Genomic DNA, 22,729 nt, shown 5'->3' with positions numbered 1-22,729 from the left:
AAATGCTAGGCACAGATATATAGCTACCTCTGTACATAGTCAAGGTAATGCCAGCATCGAACAATTGATTCATTAAATGTTGTAGGTGGCGGCATATACTTTTTGCAGATATCTTTTGCCCATGGACATATCGGATGTATAGGACATCCAATGGTAGAGTATACAGGCTCTGCTATGGTTTTAAATTTAGAGCTTTCAACAAGTATTTTTGTGTAGGGATGTAAAGGTTTCTCAATAATATTTTTGGTTGGGCCCTCTTCGATGAGAAAGCCATTCAATAAAACACCTATTCTATTGGAAATATATGAAATAACATTTAAATCGTGGGATACCATTATATAGGAATATCCAAACATTTCCTTTAGATCCTTTAAAAGTGCCAGTATTTCAAATTGTGTAACTACATCTAAATGAGATGTTGGTTCATCTAATAGCATTATCTTTGGTTTTGTTATTAATGCCCTTGCTATAGCAACTCTTTGTAACATTCCTCCACTGAGCTGGTGAGGATATTTGTTAATAATTTGATTATCTAATTTAACCAATTCAAGTACATTTTCAACAGCTTGTTGAACAACCTTTTTAGGCAACCCTCTTATCCTAAGAGGCTCACCAATTATATCCATTATTTTCATTCGTGGATCGACAGATGAGAAGGGATCTTGTGGAACAAAACCAATTTTTCTAAGCATATCAACATTTATTTTTCCATCGTAATATAGTTTTTCACCTTCAAGATAGATCTCTCCTTTAAATGGCCTTACCAATCCTAGAAAGGCCTTTAATATAGTTGTTTTTCCAGAGCCGCTAGCTCCAATTAATCCAAAGGACTCATTCCAATTAACACTAAACGAAATACCCTTAACAACAATATGTCTTGTTTTTCTTAAAACGCCAAAGAGGTTCTTCTCATATGATATCCACAAATCTTCTACGCGTATAATCTCTCTACCTTCCAACATGCAACACCATGATCATTCTTGGTAAATACCATTTTTGGCTCCTCATTACACTTGCTAAAGGCAAAGGGACATCTATTGAGATATGTACACCCCCTACTGGAATAAGATACAATTGTAGAGATCTTCTTTGATTCGCTACCCCTCTGCAGTGTTGCAGCTTCTATAAGTTCTATGGTATATGGATGAATGGGATTTGATAGAATCTCATCTACTCTACCAATTTCAACAATCTTGCCTCTATACATAACAGCAATATACTTGCAGACGTGAGAAGCAAATAAAATGTCATGTGTTATCACAATGAGTGTAATACCCTTATTTACAAGCTCTTTTAGTATGTTTCCTATTGCTCCACGTAGGTATGCATCCAAGTTGCTTGTCGGCTCATCAGCCACAATGATTCTAGGATTAATGGAAAGGGACATTGCAATGGCAAGTCTCTGGGCCATACCTCCAGATAGTTGATAGGGATACATATTGAGAACGTCTTCAGAGAGGTTAACCATCTGTAGATATCTTTTCATGATTTCTATGCCACGCTCTCTGTTTATCCTGCCAAAAACGTTTCTAATAATGTCCATGAATACATCAGATATTTTAGCATATGGGCTGAGAGCAGCTGATGGATTTTGTGGTATTCTAACAACGGCGCCTCTAATGGATCTAAAGTCGGTTTTATCGCCATCCACCACATACTTATTATCAATGATAAGAACACCTTTTGTTATAGAATATGGTGGAAGAAGCCCTGAAATAGCATTTCCGATAGATGACTTTCCCGAGCCGCTTTCACCAACTAGGCAAAAAGATGTTTTCTCAGTAACGCTAAAGGATACCCCCCTAACAGCCCAGATAATACCATCATCAGTCTCATAACCTATTTCCAAATTCTTCGCCATTATAATAAACTTGTTATTCATATCCATGGCTTCCATCTCCTCCTTATAATGGGGCTGAGAAACTCGTTGAGACCATCACCAAGTAGAACTAAACCCAGGGTTGTAACTAGTAGAAAGACGCCTGGATAAACTACTATCCACCAATAAGTTCTAAGGTATCTGAGGCCAAAACCTATTATCATTCCCCAGTCAGGTAAATCTATAGATTGCATAGATGCTGTACCAATTAGAAAGTTTATTGATGAAATCTCTATTAGTATAGACCCCGCATCTGTAATGGCTTGAACCAATACTATCGGAAAGGTATTAGGTATCAAATGTCTTATTATGATATATATTCGGGGGGCTCCCATAACCCTACAAAGCCTAACAAACTCGAGTTCTCTTAGCTCTCTAATGACCACATAAGCTGTTCTAGCGTACCATGGCCACCAAGTTGCTGTTAACGCTATAATAACTGATGTAATACCCCTACCAAACACTATTACAAGCGCTGCAGCGAGAATAAATGAAGGTATGATCAAAAATACCTCAGTCAAATAATTCAATATTCTTTCCAAGATAAATCCACCGTAACCTGTAAAAACGCCTATAAGAAGACCTAAGGAAAAGCTTGCTAGTAGTATAATGGATATTTGGAGCAGTGCTATATGAGTCCCTATAAGAACCCTGCTTAGAAGGTCTCTTCCCATCTCATCTGTTCCAAATGGATGATATATAGATGGGCATGAAAATGGTAAGCATGGAGGCATACCCTGTCTATTCATAGCTTCTTGTGTCACTATCCCCCAACCCTCCTCTTTATAGGGAGTAGCAATCAAGCCAATAATGCTTAGAGCAACAATAGAGACTGTTATAGTCAAACCAATTCTAAATTTTGAGTTTCTGGATGCAATACGCAGAGGATATGAAACAAGAAGACGAAGAGAGTTGTGAAAACTGTTCATATTCTCACTCTAGGGTCTATTATTATGTGGATGATATCGGCAATTGTTATCGCTATGACAAACAATATTGAAACTATTGTTAGAAGACCTACGATTAGAGGATAATCATTTGCAAGAATAGCTTTTGATAATGTAACTCCTATGCCCTCCCTACCAAACACATTTTCAATTGCTGCAACATCTATAATGCTATAAGCAAATGAAATACCCTGTATTTGAGCAAGTACTGGTATAACCCCTCTCAAGGCATACCTTTTTACAACATGCCCACCCTTTAACCCATAGGATAGCAGCTGTCTAACATATTCTTTATGAAGTTCTTCTGAAAGTGAGTGGCGAACAATCCTAGCAGTTAGTGCAAAGGGATAAAAGGATGATAGAATAGCTGGTGGTATAGTCCTCAAGATAGCGTCTACAAATGCATCTATTCTACCATTTAATAAGCTATCTATGATATAGGATCCTGTATAAATATTTATTGAAATAGCATAGCTTGCACTTATCCTGCCAAAAATATTGATGCCTAGCATTTGCATCAAAAGAATGGTGATAGCAGCTATCCAGAACCTTGGTGAGGAGGCAAGTATCGATGCTATACCATATATGATTTTGTCAATTATAGAATCTCTATGAAGAGCTGCATAAACTCCTCCAAAAATCCCAAGAGGCATTGCAATGATGTATGCCAATACAACAAGTTCTAGTGTCGCAGCTAAGCTTCTCATAGTTATGACTGAGACTGGCTGTTTGAATCTAATTGAAATGCCCCAGCTAAAAGAAAAGAATCTTTTAATAAAGTTGTATAGCTGTATATAAAATGGTTTATCAAGTCCAAGATCTTTCTCAGCAAGTTTAATAGCCTCAGCCGCTTTTGGCCCTGTTGGCTTGCCCACCCATGTATAAGCGGGATTTCCAGGAGCTATATAGACAAGAATGTAAGACACAATAATAATCCCAAGAATAACTAAAATACTTAGAATAATTCTCTTCAATATGTAATAAAATAATTCGGCCATTCTTCAACTCCTGTCTATGACAACACCTCCGTATATTGGAAAAATATTACATACATGTATAAGGGATTGAAAGCATTTTCACTCAATCTGATTTTGCTTGGATCATAGAGATAAGGTTGAACAGAATCGCAGAGATTGACAGCAATAACATTATTAAACACTATTCTTTGTGCTTGAACATACATTTCAAGAGCTCTCTCAAAATCTATTCCTTCAAGACTCAAGGCAGAGTCTATAAGCGAGTCATAATCACTATTAACAAATCCACTCCAATTCCATATTGTGTCGTTACTATGAAGAATATATAAATAATCATATGGAGTTGGATAAGTTGGCCACCAATCGTTTATTATTAGATGTGGAGCATCTTCAGCTTTAGTCCACACACTAGCACCTTTTTCCTTAACTTGTTCCCATGGAAGCTCAATAATATCTAGAGTTATCTCCAGCTGGCTAAGAGATGATTTTAGTAGCGAAGCAAATCTCTCTTCCTCCTCATATCCCGCTGTTATAACAATCTCCAGCTTAACATCTTTAATCCCAAGCTTATCTAGAACATCTTTTGCCTTAGTTAAGTTGTATTCGTATCTTAAGTTAGGAACATATCCTGGATAGCCGTGTGGCACTAAACCGCTTCCTAATAATCCATAGCCTTGAAAAGCGAAATCAACTATCTCGTTCCAAGGAATAGCATACGCGATGGCCAGTCTAAATTCTGTTATATTTGTTGGCCACCTTCTAGTATTAAACATTAGTATATAGTTATGAAAAGTTGTCTGATTGTAGACTGCATACCCTAATTTTATTAAATTTGGAATGCTGCTCTTGGCAACTCCGGTAGTAATATCTATGTCACCTGAAAGTAGTCCCGATTCCTGCTGAGCCGGTTCTTCAACTATTCTAATTATTACAACATCTGGCGCTGCAGGGTTATTCAGTTCCTTCCATCCCCACCATTCATCAAATTTTCTCAAAACAATCTCTGACTCTGGTTTATAAGAAACAATTTTATAGGGACCAGTTCCACAATCATTTCCATTCTCAAACCATAGCCTGATTTTATCATCTATTAGGTTGGTTGCCTTCGAGTAGTTTAACACGTTAGGACAATATATATAGCTACTATATGAAGCAGATGAAATAAGATCTACAGGTGCAGGATATCTGAGCTTAAATAAAAGTGCTGTATTATTTAAGACTATCACATCCTCAATAGCATCCCATATCCAGCCAGCTCCAACACCCTTCTCTTCATAAAGAGCCTTATTTCTTAGTATAGTAAATCTTACAGCATCTGCTGTGAATAGCGAACCATCGTGGAATCGCACATTAGGCCTTAATTTAAAAAGCCAGCTTGTCTCATTAAGCCTTGACCAAGAGACTGCAAGGGCAGGCTTAAACTCTTTTTTAGCTGGATCGTAATAGAGTAGAGGTTCGTAAACAACTCCCAAAACAACAATACCTGTATCATCTTCAGCCCCAGGATCTATTCCAGTAATAACATCTCTATAGGCATAGACAACAATTTTTTCTTTATTTACATATGTAAGTTGTGTTGTAGGCTTGTAAATATTTTGTGGCGATGATGGAACAAATATTTGATATGCAAGTACACCAACAGTTATAGCTATTACTATAGCAATTATTATTAATGCTTTCTGTTTTTTGCTGTTTATCATTTTAAATTCTATAGACACAGCACAGAAAAGGCTAATAAACTTTAATTAGAATCAGCTTATAGGGGCTCATCATTTTATCAGTAACCGGATTAAACATCATTATCCGAGGAATCCTCTAATCTTGGCCAATGCAATTACATGGGGCTCTACAGGATTTAGCTCTAAAATGCTCTTATATGTTTCATTCGGCTCTGGCTTTATACCCATGTAGTCTAGAACTTCATTAACCATCTTAACTATTGTATCACCAAGTCTTTGACTTGCTACGGATTGCACATAGAATTGGGATTCATATTCCCATTCATCTATTAAATAAGGCATATAATTCAATATCTCATCAATTTCATTATTCTTATACGCATTTACCAGATATTCTGCGTCTAGATATGTAGGTGGAATACCTAGGACATACCAGGTAGCTGTATAGACTATGGCCCGTGGTACGTTAATTGTCTTGTCCTCTGCTGGAAATATTCTACCATATTCTTTCCAAGTAACTCTATCTCTCGTTGATGGTATACTTGACGCATATTTCACTAGTATTCCTAGGTATCTCGCTATAGTCTTTTTATAGCTTTCAGCAGCATCTCTTATGATCCTGAGAACAAGTGAGGGTATGTCTTTTGGTTTTTTGCCAAGCCATTGCATAATAGTTGATGAAACCTTTCTATAGTCTGTAAATGGGATGTCATATCTTACAGCAGACTGTATCGTAACTGTGCTGTAACCTTGGTAATGCCTAACCTCATATTCCACAAGCTTTGGATTATTTATTCCTCCTCTAAACGAAGGTGAACCCATGCCTATTATAGGCTTGATATCCAAGTCCAGCTCTTCATCTATTTTTCGCAGCTCATTCAATGCATACATTAGACCTAGGGCTGATGCTACATGTCCTGTTCTTACAGCTGCATCACTTTTTCCTAAAAAGACTCTTAAATGATTCAACTCTATGCCAAACTCTTTCACGGTATTATATAATATAGTTATATATCTATGGATTTCCAAGAAACGATTCGTATCTTCTACTAGTGGAACTAGCTGTACATCCATCTTTGGGAGATCAAGCTCATCTTGGAATATCCTAGCCTTCTTTATTACAAGCTTCTGGACAAGCCTTACACTATTGGGATCCTCGACCATGGGCATTATAATCCATTTGACTGCCTGGGTATTTGCATGTCGATGCGAATAGTAGTTAGCTATAAGTGATGCCTCAAGAGACAGAGCAACTCTGTCGATGTCCTCGAGGTTTGGGTTAGGTATCCTAGGGGTAATAAAGTATTTTTCTCCGATTGGAATGCCCAATTTAATTGCCTTTGTGACGATATCCTTTGGCTGTGCATAGGGTGTTAGCTTCCCTTCATAATCACTCATAACCTCATCACATTCATACATCGTATATCCTTGGATAGCTTCGTCAACCTCTTCTTGCGCAGTTATCTTTACTGATGCATCTGGATGCTGGGTGCACATGAGCCTGGGTATGAATTCCATTAAAATCACCTTACTGATAGCTAAAATACCTTGAAATTGTGTCTGGATCTTTAAGCGCATGGCCGGTTGCAATAAGTACAGCAAGATCATCCCTATCTATGAGCCCCATTTTAATAACTTTTCTATAACCTGCAAGCGAAGCTGCACTAGCAGGCTCAACACCAATGCCTTCGTATCGCGCCAAATCCTTTACACCCTCCAAAATCTCGTTATCGGATACTGTAACGAATACCCCACCAGATTCTCTAACAGCATTCAGCGCCTTCAACCAGTTGACCGGTTTACCAATTCTGATGGCAGATGCAATTGTATGTGGTTTTTCAACTTCAATTAAAGAGTCGCTTCTTGTGCTCCACGTAGCAACAAGTGGAGCTGCACCCTCAGCTTGTACCCCAATCATCTTAGGTAACTTATTTATTAGTCCATAACTAAAGAGCTCTTTGAACCCCTTCCAAATAGCCGATATATTTCCTGCATTACCAACAGGAACAACAATAGCCTCTGGCACCTCAGAAAGCTCATCAACAATCTCAAAAGCTATTGTCTTCTGCCCCTCTAGCCTCCATGGATTGTAAGAGTTTAGCGGATACAAATCTCTTTTACCATTTATAACAGCCTCGGTGAAAACCTCTTCCAACGCATCATCAAATACCCCATCAACCTCGACAATTTTCGCACCATGTAGAAGTGACTGAGCGAGCTTTCCTCTCGCAACACCACCACGCGGCAACACAACAACGCATTTAAGACCTGCTCTCGCAGCATAAGCCGCTGCTGAAGCAGCAGTATTGCCGGTGCTTGCAACAACAACACCCTCAACACCTAGATGCTTGGCTATTGTCACACCAACTGTCATTCCCCTATCCTTAAAGCTCCCAGTTGGGTTCCCACCCTCGAACTTCACATACACATTTCCATTGACAGCTCTATTAACTCTGATAAGCGGTGTGCCACCTTCGCACATTGTAACAGGCTCTATATCATCATTTATAGGTAGTAGCTCTCTATATCTCCAAACGCCAAACCTTCTTCTTCTTGCTTTATCCCAGCTAAAACTTGTTTTAGCAGGCATTACAACTTCCAATAGGTTTTTACATCTTGGGCATATGAATAGCCATGGATCTGGATCGTAGACAGCTCCACATTTTATGCATCTAAGTTTTACTCCGTCTTTGAATATTTTCTTGTGTGGAGAACTTTCTATGTTTCCAAGTCATCCACCATAGTCTAAATATACTTTGGGACAGGGGTTAAAAAACTTTCTATGAATGTATTTCAGAGTTTAGAACCTTCACAAGAGCATTAACAACATCAACTGTTTTGTAGGTTCCCCCTAGATCTGGTGTCAAAATTTTTAGATCTTCCACCACGGTATGTATAGCCTTATCCAAGTTTTTTGCCTTTACATGGAGATCAGCATCATCGAATTTTTCATATAGGTAGTAGAGCATCAACTTAGCAGCCTCTATCTCTCCAATGGGGTTGGCTATACCCTTTCCAGCTATATCGGGGGCTGTCCCATGAACAGGCTCAAAAACAGCTATGTCACTGCCTATTTGTGCAGAGCCGCATAGTCCAAGGCTACCAACCATAGCTGCGGCAAGATCAGATAGGATATCTCCATATAGATTTGGTGTAACCATAACCCCTAATCGTTCGGGGTTTCTAACAATTGTGTAAGCAGCTGTATCAACAATAATCTCTTCTGCAGTTATATCAGGATATCTCTTAGCTACTTCAAAGAAAACATCTCTGAAGAGTCCATCGGATATCTTCAAAACATTGGCTTTGTGAACAACTGTGACTTTTTTAAACCCGTTTTTCTTAGCATAGCTAAATGCATATTCTGCTATCCTTTTAGCACCTTCATAGGTAATGATCCTAAGAGATATGGCCGTTCCTTTAAATAGCCCCTCGATACCTACATAGACATCCTCGCTATTCTCTCTAACTATAACAAAGTTGAAATCCTTTAGTGAAAAGCCCTTGAAGCTCTTAAAAGGTCTCACATTGGCATACAAGTCAAGTTCTTTTCTAATCAAAATATTGATGCTTTTGAACTCTTTTTCATGTGGGGGTGTATAGAGAGGACCCTTCAAGATGGCATCCATCTTCTTGGCAACGTCAAAAAAGCCCTCCTCTAGTGGCTTTCCAAAACGCTTGTAGTATTCGTATCCAGCCCTCAGCTCAACAAATTCAGCATCTATTCCAAGGGCATTCAACACATGAAGTGCGGCATCAACTATTTCTGGCCCTATACCATCTCCCTTCAAAACCCCTATCTTGTACCTCTTGACCATGGAAGTCCACCATATCTCTTGATGTATTCTACAACTCCGCCAACCTCAAGAATGTCAAGAATTTCCTTGGGGAAGGGGGTAAACCTCTCTTCAACGCCTTTTGTAATGTTCCTTACAATGCCATTTGATATATCAACCTCTACCACATCTCCTGTCTCGCTAACATCTGGAATGATCTTTGCAACAATCACCGGCAGCCCAATGTTTATAGCATTTCTGTAGAATATGTGTGCAAAGCTCTTAGCAACAATAGCTCCAACTCCAACAAGCTTTAGTAGTCTTGGTGCCTGCTCTCTGCTAGAGCCTTTCCCAAAGTTTCTGCCACCAACAATTATATCGCCTTTTGAAACCAGTTTGTAGAATCCAGGTATAACGTCTTCAAGTACGTGAACAGCCATCTTATTCATATCATTTATGGCTTCGAATTTGTATTTCCCAGATATTATATGGTCTGTACTTATATTGTCTCCAAGCTTCCAACACTTTCCACGGACAATCACATTGGCCCACCCCTAAGAAAGGTATTTCCTGGGATCAGCTATTCTACCCTCTATAGCTGTAGCAGCGGCTACAGCGGGTGATGAGAGGTACACCTTGCTATCTCTATGTCCCATTCTACCCGGGAAGTTTCTGTTTGTTGTTGCCACAGCAACTTCGCCAGCTGCTAAAAGACCCATGTGAGCACCTACACATGGTCCGCATGTTGGGGGTGCTATAGTGCATCCTGCACTAGCAAGAATGTCTATATAGCCTCTTTTCAGAGCCTCCATATAGACCTTTCTAGAAGCTGGTGATACTATACATCTTACACCATCTTTTACCTTTCTCCCATGCAATATTCGTGCAGCTATCTCTATGTCCTCCAACCTGCCATTTGTACACGAGCCTATGAAAACCTGGTCAACCTCTACGTTGCTTACTTCACCAACACCTTTAACATTGTCAACATCCGGTGGAGCAGCTACCACAGGCTCCAATTTAGAGACTTCAACAATAAGCTCATCAACATAGCCATCTTCTTTTTCCCAATCAACATCTCTGTAAATGGTATACCCTCTTTCATTTAGCCACTTCCTAGCAACCTCATCAACTGGCATAATAGCCGACTCAGCGCTCATCTCTGTGCACATATTTGTTAACGTCATTCTAGAGTCTACACTTAGATACTTCAGTGTATCACCTCTAAACTCAACAGCTCTACCAAGCATACCGTCAGTACCTATACTACCTATTATGTGAAGCGCTATATCCTTGCTCATAACACCTTTCGGCATAGTCCCTGTTAAAACAACCTTAGTCGTTTCAGGCACCTTAAGCCACAGCATCCCAAACATCATGGCAATAGCTGCATCAGTACTTCCAACCCCAGTGGCATAAACACCTATGGCACCAATTGTCGGTGTATGACTATCAGCTCCAACGACAACCATGCCGGGTCTAACAAGACCGTCCTCAACAACAACTTGGTGGCTAATACCATAGCCAACATCGAATAGTTTCACTCCATACTCTTTTGCAAATCTCCTCATCTCCTTATGAACAGTAGCAGCAGCAACATGCGGGGCTGGGGAAGAGTGGTCGATGAAGAAAAACGCTCTTTCTACAGCAACCCTCCTCTTTAATTCAAGCTCTTTTTCAACAACATCTATTACAAGTGGTGCTGTACCGTCTTGCGCATAGACAGCATCAATATTTATAACAACAATCTCTCCTGGTGAAACATTTCTGCCAATCGCTTTAGACACTATCCTATCTATCAAGCCCATTCAAGGAACACCACAAGAAATCCTTCGAATCGCTTTTACAATGTCTTTGTCTCGACCTCGGGGAAATGCTTCTTCACAATTTCAAGCATCTCACTATCTGATAGTGGCTCAACTCTATTGGTCTTATTGAATAGTTCTACAATTTCATTGTATATTGCAACAACCCTTGGGTCATCTTTCGATATGTGGTTATAGCCTAGATAGTTCCTAAGCCAGATTACGACAGCCGATCTTCCAGAGTATGGGGTTATCGCAACAGAGTATGGTAGTCCCAGAACCTTTACTGGATCGAATGGCAAGTAAACCTCGGGATTCTTTAGAAGGCCGTCGGCATGTATACCTGCTTTTGTTCTAAAGGCATTTCTACCAACAATTGGATAGTGCTCAATTATTTTGAGACCCATTCTCTCAAAGAGTTCAGGTAGCTTTGACAGTGCCTTCAAGTTTATTCTGCTGTCGCCTCTTATAGAAGCATAGTGAATAGCCATAATCTCTAGTGGGCAGTTGCCAGCTCTTTCGCCAATGCCTAGAAGGGTACAGTTGCCAGCTGCTGCACCATACATCCATGCAGCAAGGTGATTGGCTACAACAAGCCCGAAATCGTTGTGCCCATGGAACTCTATATACTCCTGTGGAATGCTAGTGGTTCTCCTAATTGCTTGTATAATTGCTGGTATCCCTCTTGGAAGTGGCACCTCTGGAAATGGTAGTCCAAGCCCCAGGGTATCTGGGAGTTTTATCTTAACGGGCGTTTTGTACTTCTCGCTTAACTCGAGAAGCCTCTTCACAAAGGGTATTACAGCTCCGAAAATATCGGCTCTTGTTATATCCTCTAGCGATGCTCTAATGGTTATTCCATGGCTAAGAGCTTTTTCGGCTACCTCTAGATATTTCCTAAAAGCCTCTTCTCTTGTTGCATTAAACTTGTATTTTATGTGGTAATCAGATATGGACATGAGCATGACAGTCTCGTCGAGTTTTGCATCTATAACAAGCTGGAGATCCGAATGTGTAGCTCTTATCCAGCCAATTATCTTCGGATATCTATATCCATAGGATAAAAGTCTTTTCGCAGCCTCTCTATCTTTTTCTGTATAAAGAAACACTTCTGTGCTTTCAATACCTCCCCTACCACCAATATCAGCTAAAATTTCGTAAATCTCCTCACATTCTTCAACAGTAAAAACCCTCCAACCTTGCTGACCATCTCTAAGTGTAGTGTCAGTAAGAAAAATCTTACTTAAATTCTCCCTAAGCTCAACATCTGTAACAACGAGCCTTGGTACACTATCAAATGGATAGAGATCTCTGAAAAACTTCATATTCCCATCTAATTCCATGAAAACATCACCAGATATGTTAAGTTGCAATGCTACAAAAATTTCGTGCAAACCTAAAATAATTGTCTTATAATGCTATGGTGCGTATTCATGGAGCGTAGTTTAAAGAATTCAGCACCTTTAGTAAATGGTTTGATGCGAATTCCATAGCATAAGAGCGTCATGACAAAGGATCAAACTCTGTGATTATTATATACTTTTTAAAATTGCTTAAACCCGTTTTAGCCGATAAATTTATATACCAATAGACTCGAAACAAAGATTTGGTGAACACCTTTTGTCGATAGATACAAAGTCCTTGTAGTAGACAGGGTATCAGAGAAGTTCTTGGATAGCTTGAAGAAGCATGGATTTGAGGTTTGCTATAGACCAGGATTATCAAGAGAAGAGCTACTCAATAATGTAGAGAGCTATAATGTTCTTGTTTTCCGGGGAAGGCTAAAAATAGATAAAGAAGTTATTGATAGAGGCGCTAACCTGAGAATTTTGGCTAGATACGGTATAGGATTGGATAATGTGGATATAGAACATGCTGTGAGAAGGGGTATAGCTATTGTAAATGCCCCTTCAGCATCAATTATAAGTGTAGCTGAACTGACGATAGCACTAATGCTAACAGTTTATAGAGGACTCTATGAACTCATACACAGCGTCAAATGTGGTGAGTGGCCCAAGGGTAAGCACATCGGCAGGGAACTGTATGGCAAGAAACTTGGTGTAATAGGTTTTGGTAGAATTGGTAGTAGGGTTGCTTACTATGCTAAGTCACTTGGCATGGATGTAATGGCTTATGATATTAGGGACATATCTAAAGAGGTTTCAAAGCTTGGTGGTGTACAAGTAGATCTGGAGAAGCTTTTAAGCGAGACAGATGTTGTGACACTACATGTTCCTTTGACTCCTCTGACATGGCACATGGTAAATGATAAGACGTTGTCTATGATGAAAGACGGCGCAGTCTTGGTTAATACTAGCAGAGGTGAGGTCATAGATACAGATGCGTTACTAAAACATGTTGATAGGCTTGGTGGTGTAGCTCTAGATGTTCTCGAGCAGGAGCCTCCAAGAGATGAGAAGATATGGAAGTTGGTTAAACATCCAAAAGTTGTTGTAACACCCCATATAGGGGCTGAAACAGTTGAGGCAATGGATAGGATAGCAGATGAGCTTGTGAAAAACATTCTGGAGGCGGTGGACTGGCTTTGAAATATCTAACACCAGGGCCTGTTCAAATACCTAGACAAGTTATCGACGCCATAGCGAAACAGCCACAGTTTCACAGAACAGAGGAGTTTAGAGAGGTGTTCAAGAGGGTTATTGAAAAGCTTTCAACTGTGTATAAAACAACGCCTGTGGTAATACCGGGAACAGGAACCCTTGCTGTTGATGTAATGGTCTACAACTATATTAATCCAGGGGAGAAGGTAGTTGCAATAACAAATGGGGAGTTCGGAGACAGACTTATAGAATCTATAGAGTCTAGAGGTGGAGTTGTACACAAAATAGAGTGGGAATACGGTGACGTTCCTCCACCAGACATCGTTGAAGATACTGTTAGAAAGGTTGGTGATGTAAAGGCGATTGCTGTTGTTCACAACGAGACTAGTACAGGAACCACAAATAGATTTATTGAGAAATATCAAGATGTCGCAGATTCTTATGGTGCTGTACTCCTTGTTGACAGTGTTTCCCTCTACCCTGTAGAGGTATTTAAAAGGGAGATAGATGTTATTGCGACAGCATCACAAAAAGCATTCATATCACCTCCAGGGGCGGCTATACTGTACATAGCTAAGAAGCCAAGAGCAAAAGCCTCTGTACCACCTTCAATGAGCTTAGAAAAGTTCCTTCAAAGCCTTAAGAAGTGGGAAACACCATATACGCCACCAATAAATGTTATATATGGTCTCGATGCAGCACTTGACTATATTCTTGGTATGAGTGTTGATAAGTACCGCGAGATGCACAAAGAAAGAGCTGAATATCTATATAATAGCATTAGACTAAAGCCTGTTGCAAGAGAAGGTCTAAGAAGCTACACGGTAACAGCTTTCTACAGCACCAGAGCTAGAGACATTATAGCAGAGCTGAAGAAAAGTGGATATGTGATAGCAGGTGGAATGGGCAAGCTAAGGGATAACACTATTAGGATAGGCGTGATGGGGGATATAACAATGGAGGATCTTGGAAAAGTTGTTGAGATAGTGAATAGATATGTGGATTGATGATAGTTACTGCAAACTCTGTCTAATTTACTCTAGATCCAAAGACCTTGTAGAGCTTGGCCATGGAGATAAGCTATCAAAGCTTTTAAAGAGGCTTGCAAAGATAGTTGACGAAGAGAATAGCAGGTCAAAGGCCTTCGCAAACTCATTTGAATATGTTAAGAAATTAACTAGATCCAGGGATCCATATCAGGAGAGGAAAAAGATGCTAAAGGAGATTGGAAGGAGAATAGCACAGACAGTTGAAAAACATCTAGAGAGTATTGGGTGGGACATTAGAGAAGCAATTAGGATATCAGCGGCTGCGAACATCATAGACACGAGCGTTCTTGGATATGAAAATACAAAGAGCTTGGATGAAGCTATATGGGATAAGCCAGTAATAGAGGATGTTTTTGAAATTCCAAAGAATGAGGATATATATATTGTTCTAGACAATGCAGGTGAGGCAGAGATAGACAAGGTTTTAGCAAAGGCACTTACATACAATGGCTACAAAACATTCATAGTTGTCAGAAACAAGGCATACGAAATAGATGAAACGGATGGCGACTTTGATGAAAAAAGCTTTAACATTGTATCAACCCCTGGTAGCATGTCTCCTGTGGTATATATAGACAGGGGCCTCATAATAGCCAAGGGGATAGCAAATGCAGAAGCCTATGCAGAATTCGGAAAGACAAAATCTGTCCATCTTCTAAGAGCAAAATGTGATGTGATAGCAAAGAGATTTGGTGTACCAAAAAACTCTGTGCTTATAGTTTCTGGGGATAAGGTAAAGAGTGTTTTAGGAGGGAAATAGTTGGGTTTCCAAAACTACAGCAGGCTTCTACATGTTTTACATATTTGTTGCCTTACATAAACACTGTAAGAGATAATAGTTATCATGCCTGCAAAAAGCTCTGACCCAAATTTATAAACAATTTTAGGACTTAAATGTTCAAATACCATGTTTGTATTACTGATAGAGTACTTCATTACATATATGTATAGATTTTCTAAGGTTCATTATAGCTTATAAATCTATATAGCTATAGCTATGAATGGTGTGTATAGTGGCTGTTTATAGAAGGCGTGTGCAGAGGATAGGCAAATCAACATATATAGTGTCCTTGCCTAATTCGTGGGCTAAAGAAATTGGTCTCGAACCCAAAATGAATGTTGTTATGGAGGTTCTGCCTGATCTATCCCTAAGGATATATGTTCCTTACAAACAGGAGAGGGGTAGTATATCAGAACATGTTGTTTATGTAGATCCTAGCTACTCTGACGAGGATATCGTTAGAGAGATTATAGGTGGGTATGTTGCTGGAGCTTCAACAGTGAAACTTGTTTATAAGGGTGTTAAGAGGGAGTTTATTGAGAAAGCTGTTTCAGTTGCTAAGGAGAAGTTAATGGGTCTTGAAGTAATAGACGAGGATGCAACCAGTGCAACGCTTCAGATTGTTGTTGATCCGAATCTAAGTAATTTGAATAGTGTTATGAAGAGAATGACAAGGCTTGTGATAAGCATGCACGAAGATATAATATCGTATCTAACCGAAGCAGCAGATAAAAGCGTATTGGATGCTGTTATAGCTCGTGACAACCTCGTTGACAAGCTATATCTACTCGCGCTGAGACAGTTAATAGCCATTCTGAGTGACCCCTATGAAATGGGTAGAAAGGGACTCAAATACTATGACGCCATATACATGACAATGTTTCTTAAAAGTGTTGAAAGAGTGGGAGATCATGCAGTAAACATATCAAAGTCTCTACAAACATTAGAAACGCCACCAAAATTCATATCAAATCTATACACAAGCGCCATAGAGGTATTCAAAAACATATGCGAAGCATATCTAGTACCAGACAAGAATATGGCTATAAACATAACAAAGAAAATAGAAGAGCTGAAGCAGTTAGAAGAAGAGATTAGGAAAAGTTATGGAGGAGAGCTAGCAAAACAAATAGCAGTAACAAGAATATTAGACGCAATATCAAGGGTAATAGCCAGAAGCATAGACATAGCAGAAGAAGTCATAGATATATATGCACTCAAAAAGATGGACAAAATACAAATGAGAACGGAGGAAAATGAAGGGCAGGAATAGTTAAAACTATGCCAAGTACTTCCTCAAAGACTCGATAATCCTAGTAACATCAATCTCAGGAGACCAAGCCCTAGAACGAGGATCATACTCGGTTTCAACATCCAAACCAGCCCTAACCTCAACAGGATAAGGCCTTGGAACACCATAGAAAATGTAATACGGCTCAACAACAAAATAGTTTATGACCTCTTCAACAGGTTCACAGCCATAAGAAGATAAAGCCTTATCCAAAGAGATAACAAAATCATTATGAACAGCACGAGGAGCGAGAACACTAACCCCAGTTACACCACTATTTGCATTGCCAACACATGAAACTATAAATGGATGTGAAATAGCCCTAGAACAAAAATCAATACAATTCTTACAAGAAGTTATTAAGGTAGATCCATAATTAGAAAACTCTGCAAAACTTGCACCAGCCATTCTATAGCCAAGAATAAGATTCTCAACATGTTTAACAACATGTCTTTCTATTCGATCAACAGTAAAAGACTTTAAAAGAACTTCATTAACTTTCTTTGTTAGCGCTCTAAGAGTTATGTAAGGCTTATCCTCAATTATATCAAGTATTACCAAATCAAGGCTGTCAAACTTTGTTGGTGTAAGCAAATACTCTTCATCAATATCATATTTATTCTCGAATGCAGTCTGAATACCATTATTCAAAAGATAATTGTAATCACCTTTTAAATAGCTTTGAAGAAGATTTGGATGAGGCTTAGACCTCAAAACAAAATTAAATGAATATATAGATCTTACAAAATTTTTCATATTATCTTCAATAACGAGCTTGGATCCAAATGGATTTTGGATAATAAGTTGAAGACCGCCATCAAGTGTTAGAGAAATTGATCTCACAAAAGGTAACTTAAGGTTAAGCAACTCCTTAATTGCTCCATGTTTTTCTAGAAGATATACCCTAGCTTTCTTTAAGATTAGTAGGGTTAGATTTAAGCCAAGTCTTTGTTGAAGTATGTCAACCCAAAAACGAACTTTATATCTATGAGCAAATGATAGAAATATGTTACGTATAACCCTGTAGTCCATTCCAAGATCTTCCTTAAGTCTTGTGACAGTTACCCTTCTAAGTAGATATATTTTGCGAAGAAAATCTAGATACTGCTGCGGGATAATGTTGGCCAATACCATGTCACCAAAATAATTTAAAAATTTTACACAATCTACTACTTTGAGACTAAGGATTTAAAACCGCTACTATAAAATAAAGAATATCATTAGACATATAAAAAATTTAATGGGTTCAGCAATAATCTAGAAGGGAGAAAATGGCGGTGGACTTTTTGGTGTGCCAGCTGCAATTGCCATTGCAAGTGGTATAGCTATGGAAGCTGTTGCTACACCAATTTTTATATACTTATATAGGTTCACTTTTCTCTCTGTTTTCATATTTGTACACCGAACAAATATCTTTTTGGACAAGATATACAGTTTTTCATTATGTGATTTTGCAGAGGAGATGTGGACAAAATTGCTATGTTCATTTCTTTGTATTGTTTATACAATTGCTTATGTGTTATGTCCAAGCTTTTTTCTGATTATAAAGTTTTCGGTGGTGCAATTATGCATTGAATAATGCGTTTCTCTATATTATCTAGTCTTTAAAAACTTTTTCTCGATTTCTTGATAACATATCATTGTTTTTATGGATATGTTTCTGTGTGTCAAGTATTTATATTGTAGGTGAGTTAATATGGGTGCTCCAGGCAATAAATTGGGTAATTGTATCAAGAGTGTTTTGAATACTTTGATGCCTGGTTTTGTTTATGTTGTTGAGGTTTATGCTAGGACATCTATTGATAGGGTTTATGAGAGTAGTGTGCTTAGGGATATTCTTAGAAGGTTGTGTGGTTCTGATGAGGCTGCCTCTATGATTTTCAGTTTTATTGATAGAAGGGTTAGAGAGTCTTGTTTTGAGTCTCCTTAATAGTTTTTAGATATGTTATCGACGCTATTGTCATTGCTATTGGCCCTACTATGTAGCCTGCTAATAGTATTAGTGATGTTATCGATAATGCAAGGGCTATATAGCCCCATGCTCTCTTGTTTTTCAAAATCATTATAATAAGTATTGTTATAGATGCTATAGCAAGCACTATGTGTATAGAGCCAGCTACTGTAAGCATTTCTCTAATAGTTGTTTCCTCAAAGTTTAGCTTTTCAGCAAGGGATTTTATATAGGTTTGGTTTGCTGTAGAAGCTTTTAAGATTGTGATGCCACTAATAATTATTGCTATAGATCCGAGAGCATATATTGTATATAGCATAGTCAAATATTTTCTCATAGCTCTACAACTCAAGATCTTTATATATAACCATTCTTCTGGCGTCGAATCCTAGAATCTCTGTAGTAAGCTTAATAATGTTTTCAAGTGTTGGCTCTTTTCTAACATTTCTAATAAACTTTTTATCATTGAAGCTGTTTGAGAGTAGAGCAAAGATTATTTTATTGAGCAGTCTTCTACCATCAGAATTGAGAACAAGTCTCTTATCAAAATACTTGTCTATATTTGTCAAAAGTTCGATTAAAAGGCTCTTCACGTAATCCAACAACCATACACCAAAACACATATATTTTTAAGAGTTAATATGGCTTAGCACTACATCATATACCTTCTTAGCAATGCCAAGATTTGTATGTAGAATCTCTAAAGAGTCTGTATAAATTGTGTAATTCTTTTCAATGCCTTGAAGCCCCTCCAAAAAAGCTTTGAATCCATGCTCCAAACCTGTACTATAACCACCTTCAAGAACAATTACAGTTGGCACTCTGAATCTTTTAATTGCTGAGCCAAGTATATGGAAGGAGGAGCTTGTTAGAGCCAAGTTAGCTAGACCATCGTCTCTATAGCCATCGAAGCCAGCAGATACAACAAGTGCTTCAGGGGTATAAACATTGATTAGAGTCTCGACAAGCGGTATAATATGAGTCAGAGACTCGTCTGTTGATCTAGGTCTCAAAATAAAATTTGCTTTGTATCCATATCCATCACCTTCACCAATATCTGTCGGATAGCCTGTGAAAGGGTATAGCGTTGATGGATCTTGATGAATATCTATATGAAGTATCTTCTCTTTGTAGAATATCTCCATGGTACCATTGCCATGATGAGCGTCAAAATCTATTACAGCAATTCTTTTAAGGTTTCTATCCCTAAATCCAAGGACACTAGCAACAGCATTATTAAAAATGCAGAACCCATTAGTTGATGCACCCATGGCTCTTCCAACCAGCCCAGCATGGTGGCCTGGCGGCCTACTTAAAACCACAAATATGTTATTTGCTGTATTGGCTAATTCATATGAATAATACAATGTCTCTAATGCAAGTTCGCATGTGTTGCTAGTTATATAGGTATCTGAATCAAGCTCATAGAAACCCTTTTTGCAGTGACCAAGAATATCATCTACATATCCTTTGGCATGCACCCTAGAAGCTATTTCTATAGCCTCTTCCTCATCAAACTTATTGACCCAAAAATCCGCAGAAATGCTGAGTTTTTCAATGGTTTGTAGCAATATGCTCATTCTTAGTGGATTTTCAGGATGATAGTAAGGGGGAATATGCTTGGTCAAAGCATTTTTAACAACAATGACAAACATACTGTTGCTACCGTCAACAATTTAATCCTGCGCTTATTAGGTTTAGAAATAAAAACTCTTTTAAATACGTCTTCTTCGGTGAAAATCTTTGGGTAATTTGAAGAGCTTTAAAATTAGAGCTTCAAAGACATTACTACATTTTGGAGTTGGTATTGCTAATAGCATTGAAGATTTTTTGAAGAGGTTTAGAAGAGTCTATGTGATTACAAGCATGTCTGCTGCCAGGGTTAGCGGGGCTCTTGCGAATGTTGAAAATGCTTTGAAGTCTCTTGGAATACCATATGAGGTTTTCGATGGTGTTACACCAAATCCATTTGCATCTATGATAAATAGTGTTTCCGAAAGGGTCTGGAGATTTGGTGCAGAGGCTATTGTGGCTATAGGTGGTGGAAGCGTTATAGATACTGCAAAAGTGGTTTCAGTTGTCTCCCATTGTGGTGGACTTGTAGAGGACTATTTTAAGGGTTATAGAGAGCCATGTGGATCTATACCTGTTTTGGCTGTGAATTTAACACATGGGACAGGCTCTGAGGTTAATAGATATGCCGTGGTCACTTTAGAGAATCCGAGAACAAAATATGGTCTTGCATCAGATTATATGTACCCTGTAGCATCTTTTGATGACCCTAGGTACCTTGTTACATTGCCGAAAAGCCAAACGATCTACACAGCATTCGATGCTTTTTACCATGCATTAGAGGCTTCATGTGGCGTTGATTCCTCGCCATATGTTGTAGCAATTGCTGAAGAAGCTGTTAAGAACATTGTTTACTGGCTTCCAAAGGCAATTGAAAATCTTGGTGATGTAGAGGCCAGATACTGGCTCCTATATTCATCCATGTTAGCAGGTATAGCTATAGACAATAGCAGAGCGCATGTAATACATGCTGTCGAGAATGTTTTAAGTGGTATCAACACCTCTCTTCCGCATGGAGCAGGCCTCTCAATGCTTGGACCAGCGGCAATCAAGTATCTATATCAGGCATCTCCAGAAACATTACATAGAATACTAAGATATATAGATCCACAGCTTGAGCCAGACCCGAAACATGCTGAAAGGGCGGCTGATGCTGTTAAAAGGTTTCACAAATCCATGGGATTCAATGAAAATCTTCGACAATATGGATTCTCAGAAACTGATGCAGATAAGATTGTTGATACAGTCACAAAATACTTATCATATAGTCTTAGGTTATCTCCTATAGAGCCCTCCAAGGATATTTTAAAAGAGATGTATATCTCAGCCTTAAACTTCTAGTGGTGTTTTTATTGAGGGTTCTAATAGTAGGCAATATAACTATCGATGAAATTGGGGATAGGATTAGAGTTGGTGGGACAGGATACTATGGTGGTAGAGCACTTGCAGAGTATCTAGATGCAGAGGTCTATGTGGCTACAAACATTGGCGAGGCTTACAAAGGTCTCGTGAAAGGTGTTCTAGAGTCCCATGGAATAAAGGTTATTGAAGCTGGCCATAGCTCCACACCAGTATTTGTCATTAGAGATGGCAAAGCTGTTGGCTTTAAGGGTGAAAGTCCTAGGATAAGCCTATCAAATTTAGAGCCTTATGCAAAAATTTATAGATTCGATGTGGTTATCCTAGGGCCTATTCTCAGAGAGGTAGATTTGAATGAAATAGATTATGTATTGTCTTGGAGTCCCAAGGTCACAGCACTTGATATTCAGGGTTTGGTAAGAAGTGTTGCTAATGGCGAACTAAGGCTTATCTGGGATTATAGTATTGAGGAGAAGCTTGGAAGAGTAGATGTTGTACATGGCAATGTGAAAGAATTTTGTTTCTCAAGTGACTTAAAAAATGTTTTAAGCAAAGTAAGGGAATGGAGTTTAGCAACAAAAACAACCTATCTTATCAGCTTGGATGAAAGAGGTCTATACATTGTGGCAGATAATGAAATACTATACATTAAGTCACCAGCAATAAGTTCTGTTGACGAGGTTGGCGCAGGAGACATCCTATTATCTGTCACGGCATACTATATTGCGAAGGGCTTTAACACTATAGAATCTGTTCTCAGAGGGGTGGCTGCAGCAACTCTAAAAGTAGAGAATGCATATAGAGAGTGGTTCAATAAAGACTCTCTAGAGTCTCTAGTAAAAGAGTTAGAAAGGCTTGTGGAGGAGGTGAAGATATGACAATCATCGATGAGCAAATCAAGGAGATTCTAGCAAGGAGAGATCCAAAGGGCTACTATGTGATTCCGTCTGATAGAAGCAGTATGGATATTGTTAGTCGTTTTTATAGTGATTTAGAGTTTGAGGAGGTTGGTGACTTGGTGTTCATAAAAACTAGGTCTAGGAGAGTTGCAGAGAGAATTGCAAGAATCCTGATTCAGAAAGGACTCATAAAATCGGTGTAA

The 22,729-nt window shown here is 38.7% G+C and carries 23 protein-coding genes and 1 pseudogene; 8 read left to right on the top strand and 16 right to left on the bottom strand.

What is annotated here, in order from left to right; genetic code table 11:
* Positions 1-23: 23 nt before the first annotated feature.
* The 11 genes from QW284_04755 to QW284_04705 all read right to left on the bottom strand — a co-directional run bounded on the left by QW284_04755 (position 24) and on the right by QW284_04705 (position 12,406).
* Positions 24-959, bottom strand: coding sequence for an ABC transporter ATP-binding protein (locus QW284_04755; GenBank protein ID MEM0338978.1), 936 nt, complete (start codon positions 957-959; stop codon positions 24-26).
* Entirely contained in the window at positions 932-1,888 is a 957-nt protein-coding gene (locus QW284_04750; GenBank protein MEM0338977.1) for an ABC transporter ATP-binding protein, read from the bottom strand. The genes QW284_04755 and QW284_04750 overlap by 28 nt, the downstream gene beginning before the upstream one ends.
* Positions 1,879-2,808 carry an ABC transporter permease gene (locus QW284_04745; protein ID MEM0338976.1) on the bottom strand — a complete coding sequence of 310 codons (930 nt, stop codon included), beginning with the start codon at positions 2,806-2,808 and terminating at the stop codon, positions 1,879-1,881. Before QW284_04745 ends, QW284_04750 begins: the two co-directional genes overlap by 10 nt.
* Positions 2,805-3,824, bottom strand: coding sequence for an ABC transporter permease (locus QW284_04740; protein MEM0338975.1), 1,020 nt, complete (start codon positions 3,822-3,824; stop codon positions 2,805-2,807). Before QW284_04740 ends, QW284_04745 begins: the two co-directional genes overlap by 4 nt.
* Positions 3,825-3,838: 14 nt before the next feature.
* Positions 3,839-5,521 (bottom strand): ABC transporter substrate-binding protein, encoded by a 1,683-nt coding sequence (locus QW284_04735; GenBank protein ID MEM0338974.1) that lies wholly within the window; start codon positions 5,519-5,521, stop codon positions 3,839-3,841.
* A gap of 81 nt (positions 5,522-5,602) precedes the next feature.
* A complete protein-coding gene (gene ppcA, locus QW284_04730) occupies positions 5,603-7,000 on the bottom strand; it encodes a phosphoenolpyruvate carboxylase (GenBank protein ID MEM0338973.1) in 1,398 nt (465 codons plus the stop codon).
* Between the two features lie 10 nt (positions 7,001-7,010).
* Positions 7,011-8,072, bottom strand: coding sequence for a threonine synthase (gene thrC, locus QW284_04725; protein MEM0338972.1), 1,062 nt, complete (start codon positions 8,070-8,072; stop codon positions 7,011-7,013).
* A 190-nt stretch (positions 8,073-8,262) separates the two neighbouring features.
* A complete protein-coding gene (locus QW284_04720; GenBank protein MEM0338971.1) occupies positions 8,263-9,300 on the bottom strand; it encodes an isocitrate/isopropylmalate dehydrogenase family protein in 1,038 nt (345 codons plus the stop codon).
* Positions 9,279-9,800: a 3-isopropylmalate dehydratase gene (locus QW284_04715; protein MEM0338970.1), complete on the bottom strand. Its 522-nt coding sequence runs from the start codon at positions 9,798-9,800 to the stop codon at positions 9,279-9,281. Before QW284_04715 ends, QW284_04720 begins: the two co-directional genes overlap by 22 nt.
* 12 nt (positions 9,801-9,812) lie before the next feature.
* On the bottom strand, positions 9,813-11,066 hold the full coding sequence (locus QW284_04710) for a 3-isopropylmalate dehydratase large subunit (protein MEM0338969.1): 1,254 nt from the start codon (positions 11,064-11,066) through the stop codon (positions 9,813-9,815).
* 35 nt (positions 11,067-11,101) lie between these two features.
* Positions 11,102-12,406: a 2-isopropylmalate synthase gene (locus QW284_04705; protein ID MEM0338968.1), complete on the bottom strand. Its 1,305-nt coding sequence runs from the start codon at positions 12,404-12,406 to the stop codon at positions 11,102-11,104.
* 306 nt (positions 12,407-12,712) lie between these two features.
* Here QW284_04705 and QW284_04700 point away from each other — a divergent pair.
* The 4 genes and pseudogenes from QW284_04700 to QW284_04685 all read left to right on the top strand — a co-directional run bounded on the left by QW284_04700 (position 12,713) and on the right by QW284_04685 (position 16,727).
* Positions 12,713-13,612 (top strand): annotated as a pseudogene (locus QW284_04700) (D-2-hydroxyacid dehydrogenase).
* A complete protein-coding gene (locus tag QW284_04695; GenBank protein ID MEM0338967.1) occupies positions 13,609-14,631 on the top strand; it encodes an alanine--glyoxylate aminotransferase family protein in 1,023 nt (340 codons plus the stop codon). Before QW284_04700 ends, QW284_04695 begins: the two are co-directional and overlap by 4 nt.
* On the top strand, positions 14,621-15,433 hold the full coding sequence (locus QW284_04690) for an ARMT1-like domain-containing protein (protein ID MEM0338966.1): 813 nt from the start codon (positions 14,621-14,623) through the stop codon (positions 15,431-15,433). The genes QW284_04695 and QW284_04690 overlap by 11 nt, the downstream gene beginning before the upstream one ends.
* Positions 15,434-15,686: 253 nt before the next feature.
* A complete protein-coding gene (locus QW284_04685; protein ID MEM0338965.1) occupies positions 15,687-16,727 on the top strand; it encodes a phosphate uptake regulator PhoU in 1,041 nt (346 codons plus the stop codon).
* Positions 16,728-16,733: 6 nt separating this feature from the next.
* Here QW284_04685 and QW284_04680 read toward each other — a convergent pair whose 3' ends face one another.
* The gene (locus QW284_04680; GenBank protein ID MEM0338964.1) at positions 16,734-17,873 is read right to left on the bottom strand and encodes a hypothetical protein; all 1,140 of its coding nucleotides are present in this window, start codon (positions 17,871-17,873) and stop codon (positions 16,734-16,736) included.
* 129 nt (positions 17,874-18,002) lie between these two features.
* Entirely contained in the window at positions 18,003-18,137 is a 135-nt protein-coding gene (locus QW284_04675; GenBank protein MEM0338963.1) for a hypothetical protein, read from the bottom strand.
* A 304-nt stretch (positions 18,138-18,441) separates the two neighbouring features.
* On the opposite strand from QW284_04675, the gene QW284_04670 reads away from it, so the two are divergent.
* Complete coding sequence (locus tag QW284_04670) at positions 18,442-18,675, top strand: hypothetical protein (GenBank protein MEM0338962.1); 234 nt, start codon at positions 18,442-18,444, stop codon at positions 18,673-18,675.
* On the opposite strand, the gene QW284_04665 is transcribed toward QW284_04670, so the two are convergent.
* From QW284_04665 to QW284_04655, 3 genes are read right to left on the bottom strand one after another with little or no spacing between them, the layout of a single operon-like run.
* Entirely contained in the window at positions 18,647-19,033 is a 387-nt protein-coding gene (locus QW284_04665; GenBank protein MEM0338961.1) for a hypothetical protein, read from the bottom strand. The genes QW284_04670 and QW284_04665 overlap by 29 nt on opposite strands.
* A 4-nt stretch (positions 19,034-19,037) precedes the next feature.
* Complete coding sequence (locus QW284_04660; GenBank protein MEM0338960.1) at positions 19,038-19,298, bottom strand: hypothetical protein; 261 nt, start codon at positions 19,296-19,298, stop codon at positions 19,038-19,040.
* 27 nt (positions 19,299-19,325) lie between these two features.
* Positions 19,326-20,351 (bottom strand): histone deacetylase family protein, encoded by a 1,026-nt coding sequence (locus tag QW284_04655; GenBank protein MEM0338959.1) that lies wholly within the window; start codon positions 20,349-20,351, stop codon positions 19,326-19,328.
* Positions 20,352-20,439: 88 nt separating this feature from the next.
* Here QW284_04655 and QW284_04650 point away from each other — a divergent pair, with 88 nt between their 5' ends.
* Genes QW284_04650 through QW284_04640 form a run of 3 tightly spaced genes read left to right on the top strand, consistent with a single transcriptional unit; the run spans position 20,440 to position 22,729 of the window.
* On the top strand, positions 20,440-21,609 hold the full coding sequence (locus tag QW284_04650) for an iron-containing alcohol dehydrogenase (GenBank protein MEM0338958.1): 1,170 nt from the start codon (positions 20,440-20,442) through the stop codon (positions 21,607-21,609).
* Between the two features lie 11 nt (positions 21,610-21,620).
* Complete coding sequence (locus QW284_04645; GenBank protein ID MEM0338957.1) at positions 21,621-22,505, top strand: PfkB family carbohydrate kinase; 885 nt, start codon at positions 21,621-21,623, stop codon at positions 22,503-22,505.
* Positions 22,502-22,729 carry a hypothetical protein gene (locus QW284_04640; GenBank protein ID MEM0338956.1) on the top strand — a complete coding sequence of 76 codons (228 nt, stop codon included), beginning with the start codon at positions 22,502-22,504 and terminating at the stop codon, positions 22,727-22,729. Before QW284_04645 ends, QW284_04640 begins: the two co-directional genes overlap by 4 nt.

Origin of the sequence: Ignisphaera sp. (assembly GCA_038735125.1) — an archaeon.
Taxonomy (GTDB): Archaea; Thermoproteota; Thermoprotei_A; order Sulfolobales; family Ignisphaeraceae; genus Ignisphaera.
The sequence above is the reverse complement of the archived record's forward strand: the minus strand, read 5'-3'. Positions and strand labels throughout refer to the sequence as shown.

Bases quoted from the DNA above. Each gene is read 5' to 3' on its own strand.
- QW284_04740 (MEM0338975.1), bottom strand. From the start codon at position 3,824: ATGGCCGAATTATTTTATTACATATTGAAGAGAATTATTCTAAGTATT.
- QW284_04690 (MEM0338966.1), top strand. From the start codon at position 14,621: ATGTGGATTGATGATAGTTACTGCAAACTCTGTCTAATTTACTCTAGA.
- QW284_04670 (MEM0338962.1), top strand. From the start codon at position 18,442: ATGGGTGCTCCAGGCAATAAATTGGGTAATTGTATCAAGAGTGTTTTG.
- QW284_04720 (MEM0338971.1), bottom strand. From the start codon at position 9,300: ATGGTCAAGAGGTACAAGATAGGGGTTTTGAAGGGAGATGGTATAGGG.
- QW284_04665 (MEM0338961.1), bottom strand. From the start codon at position 19,033: ATGAGAAAATATTTGACTATGCTATATACAATATATGCTCTCGGATCT.
- thrC (MEM0338972.1), bottom strand. From the start codon at position 8,072: ATGCCTGCTAAAACAAGTTTTAGCTGGGATAAAGCAAGAAGAAGAAGG.
- QW284_04750 (MEM0338977.1), bottom strand. From the start codon at position 1,888: ATGGATATGAATAACAAGTTTATTATAATGGCGAAGAATTTGGAAATA.
- QW284_04705 (MEM0338968.1), bottom strand. From the start codon at position 12,406: ATGGAATTAGATGGGAATATGAAGTTTTTCAGAGATCTCTATCCATTT.
- ppcA (MEM0338973.1), bottom strand. From the start codon at position 7,000: ATGGAATTCATACCCAGGCTCATGTGCACCCAGCATCCAGATGCATCA.
- QW284_04655 (MEM0338959.1), bottom strand. From the start codon at position 20,351: ATGTTTGTCATTGTTGTTAAAAATGCTTTGACCAAGCATATTCCCCCT.
- QW284_04710 (MEM0338969.1), bottom strand. From the start codon at position 11,066: ATGGGCTTGATAGATAGGATAGTGTCTAAAGCGATTGGCAGAAATGTT.
- QW284_04640 (MEM0338956.1), top strand. From the start codon at position 22,502: ATGACAATCATCGATGAGCAAATCAAGGAGATTCTAGCAAGGAGAGAT.
- QW284_04745 (MEM0338976.1), bottom strand. From the start codon at position 2,808: ATGAACAGTTTTCACAACTCTCTTCGTCTTCTTGTTTCATATCCTCTG.
- QW284_04675 (MEM0338963.1), bottom strand. From the start codon at position 18,137: ATGAAAACAGAGAGAAAAGTGAACCTATATAAGTATATAAAAATTGGT.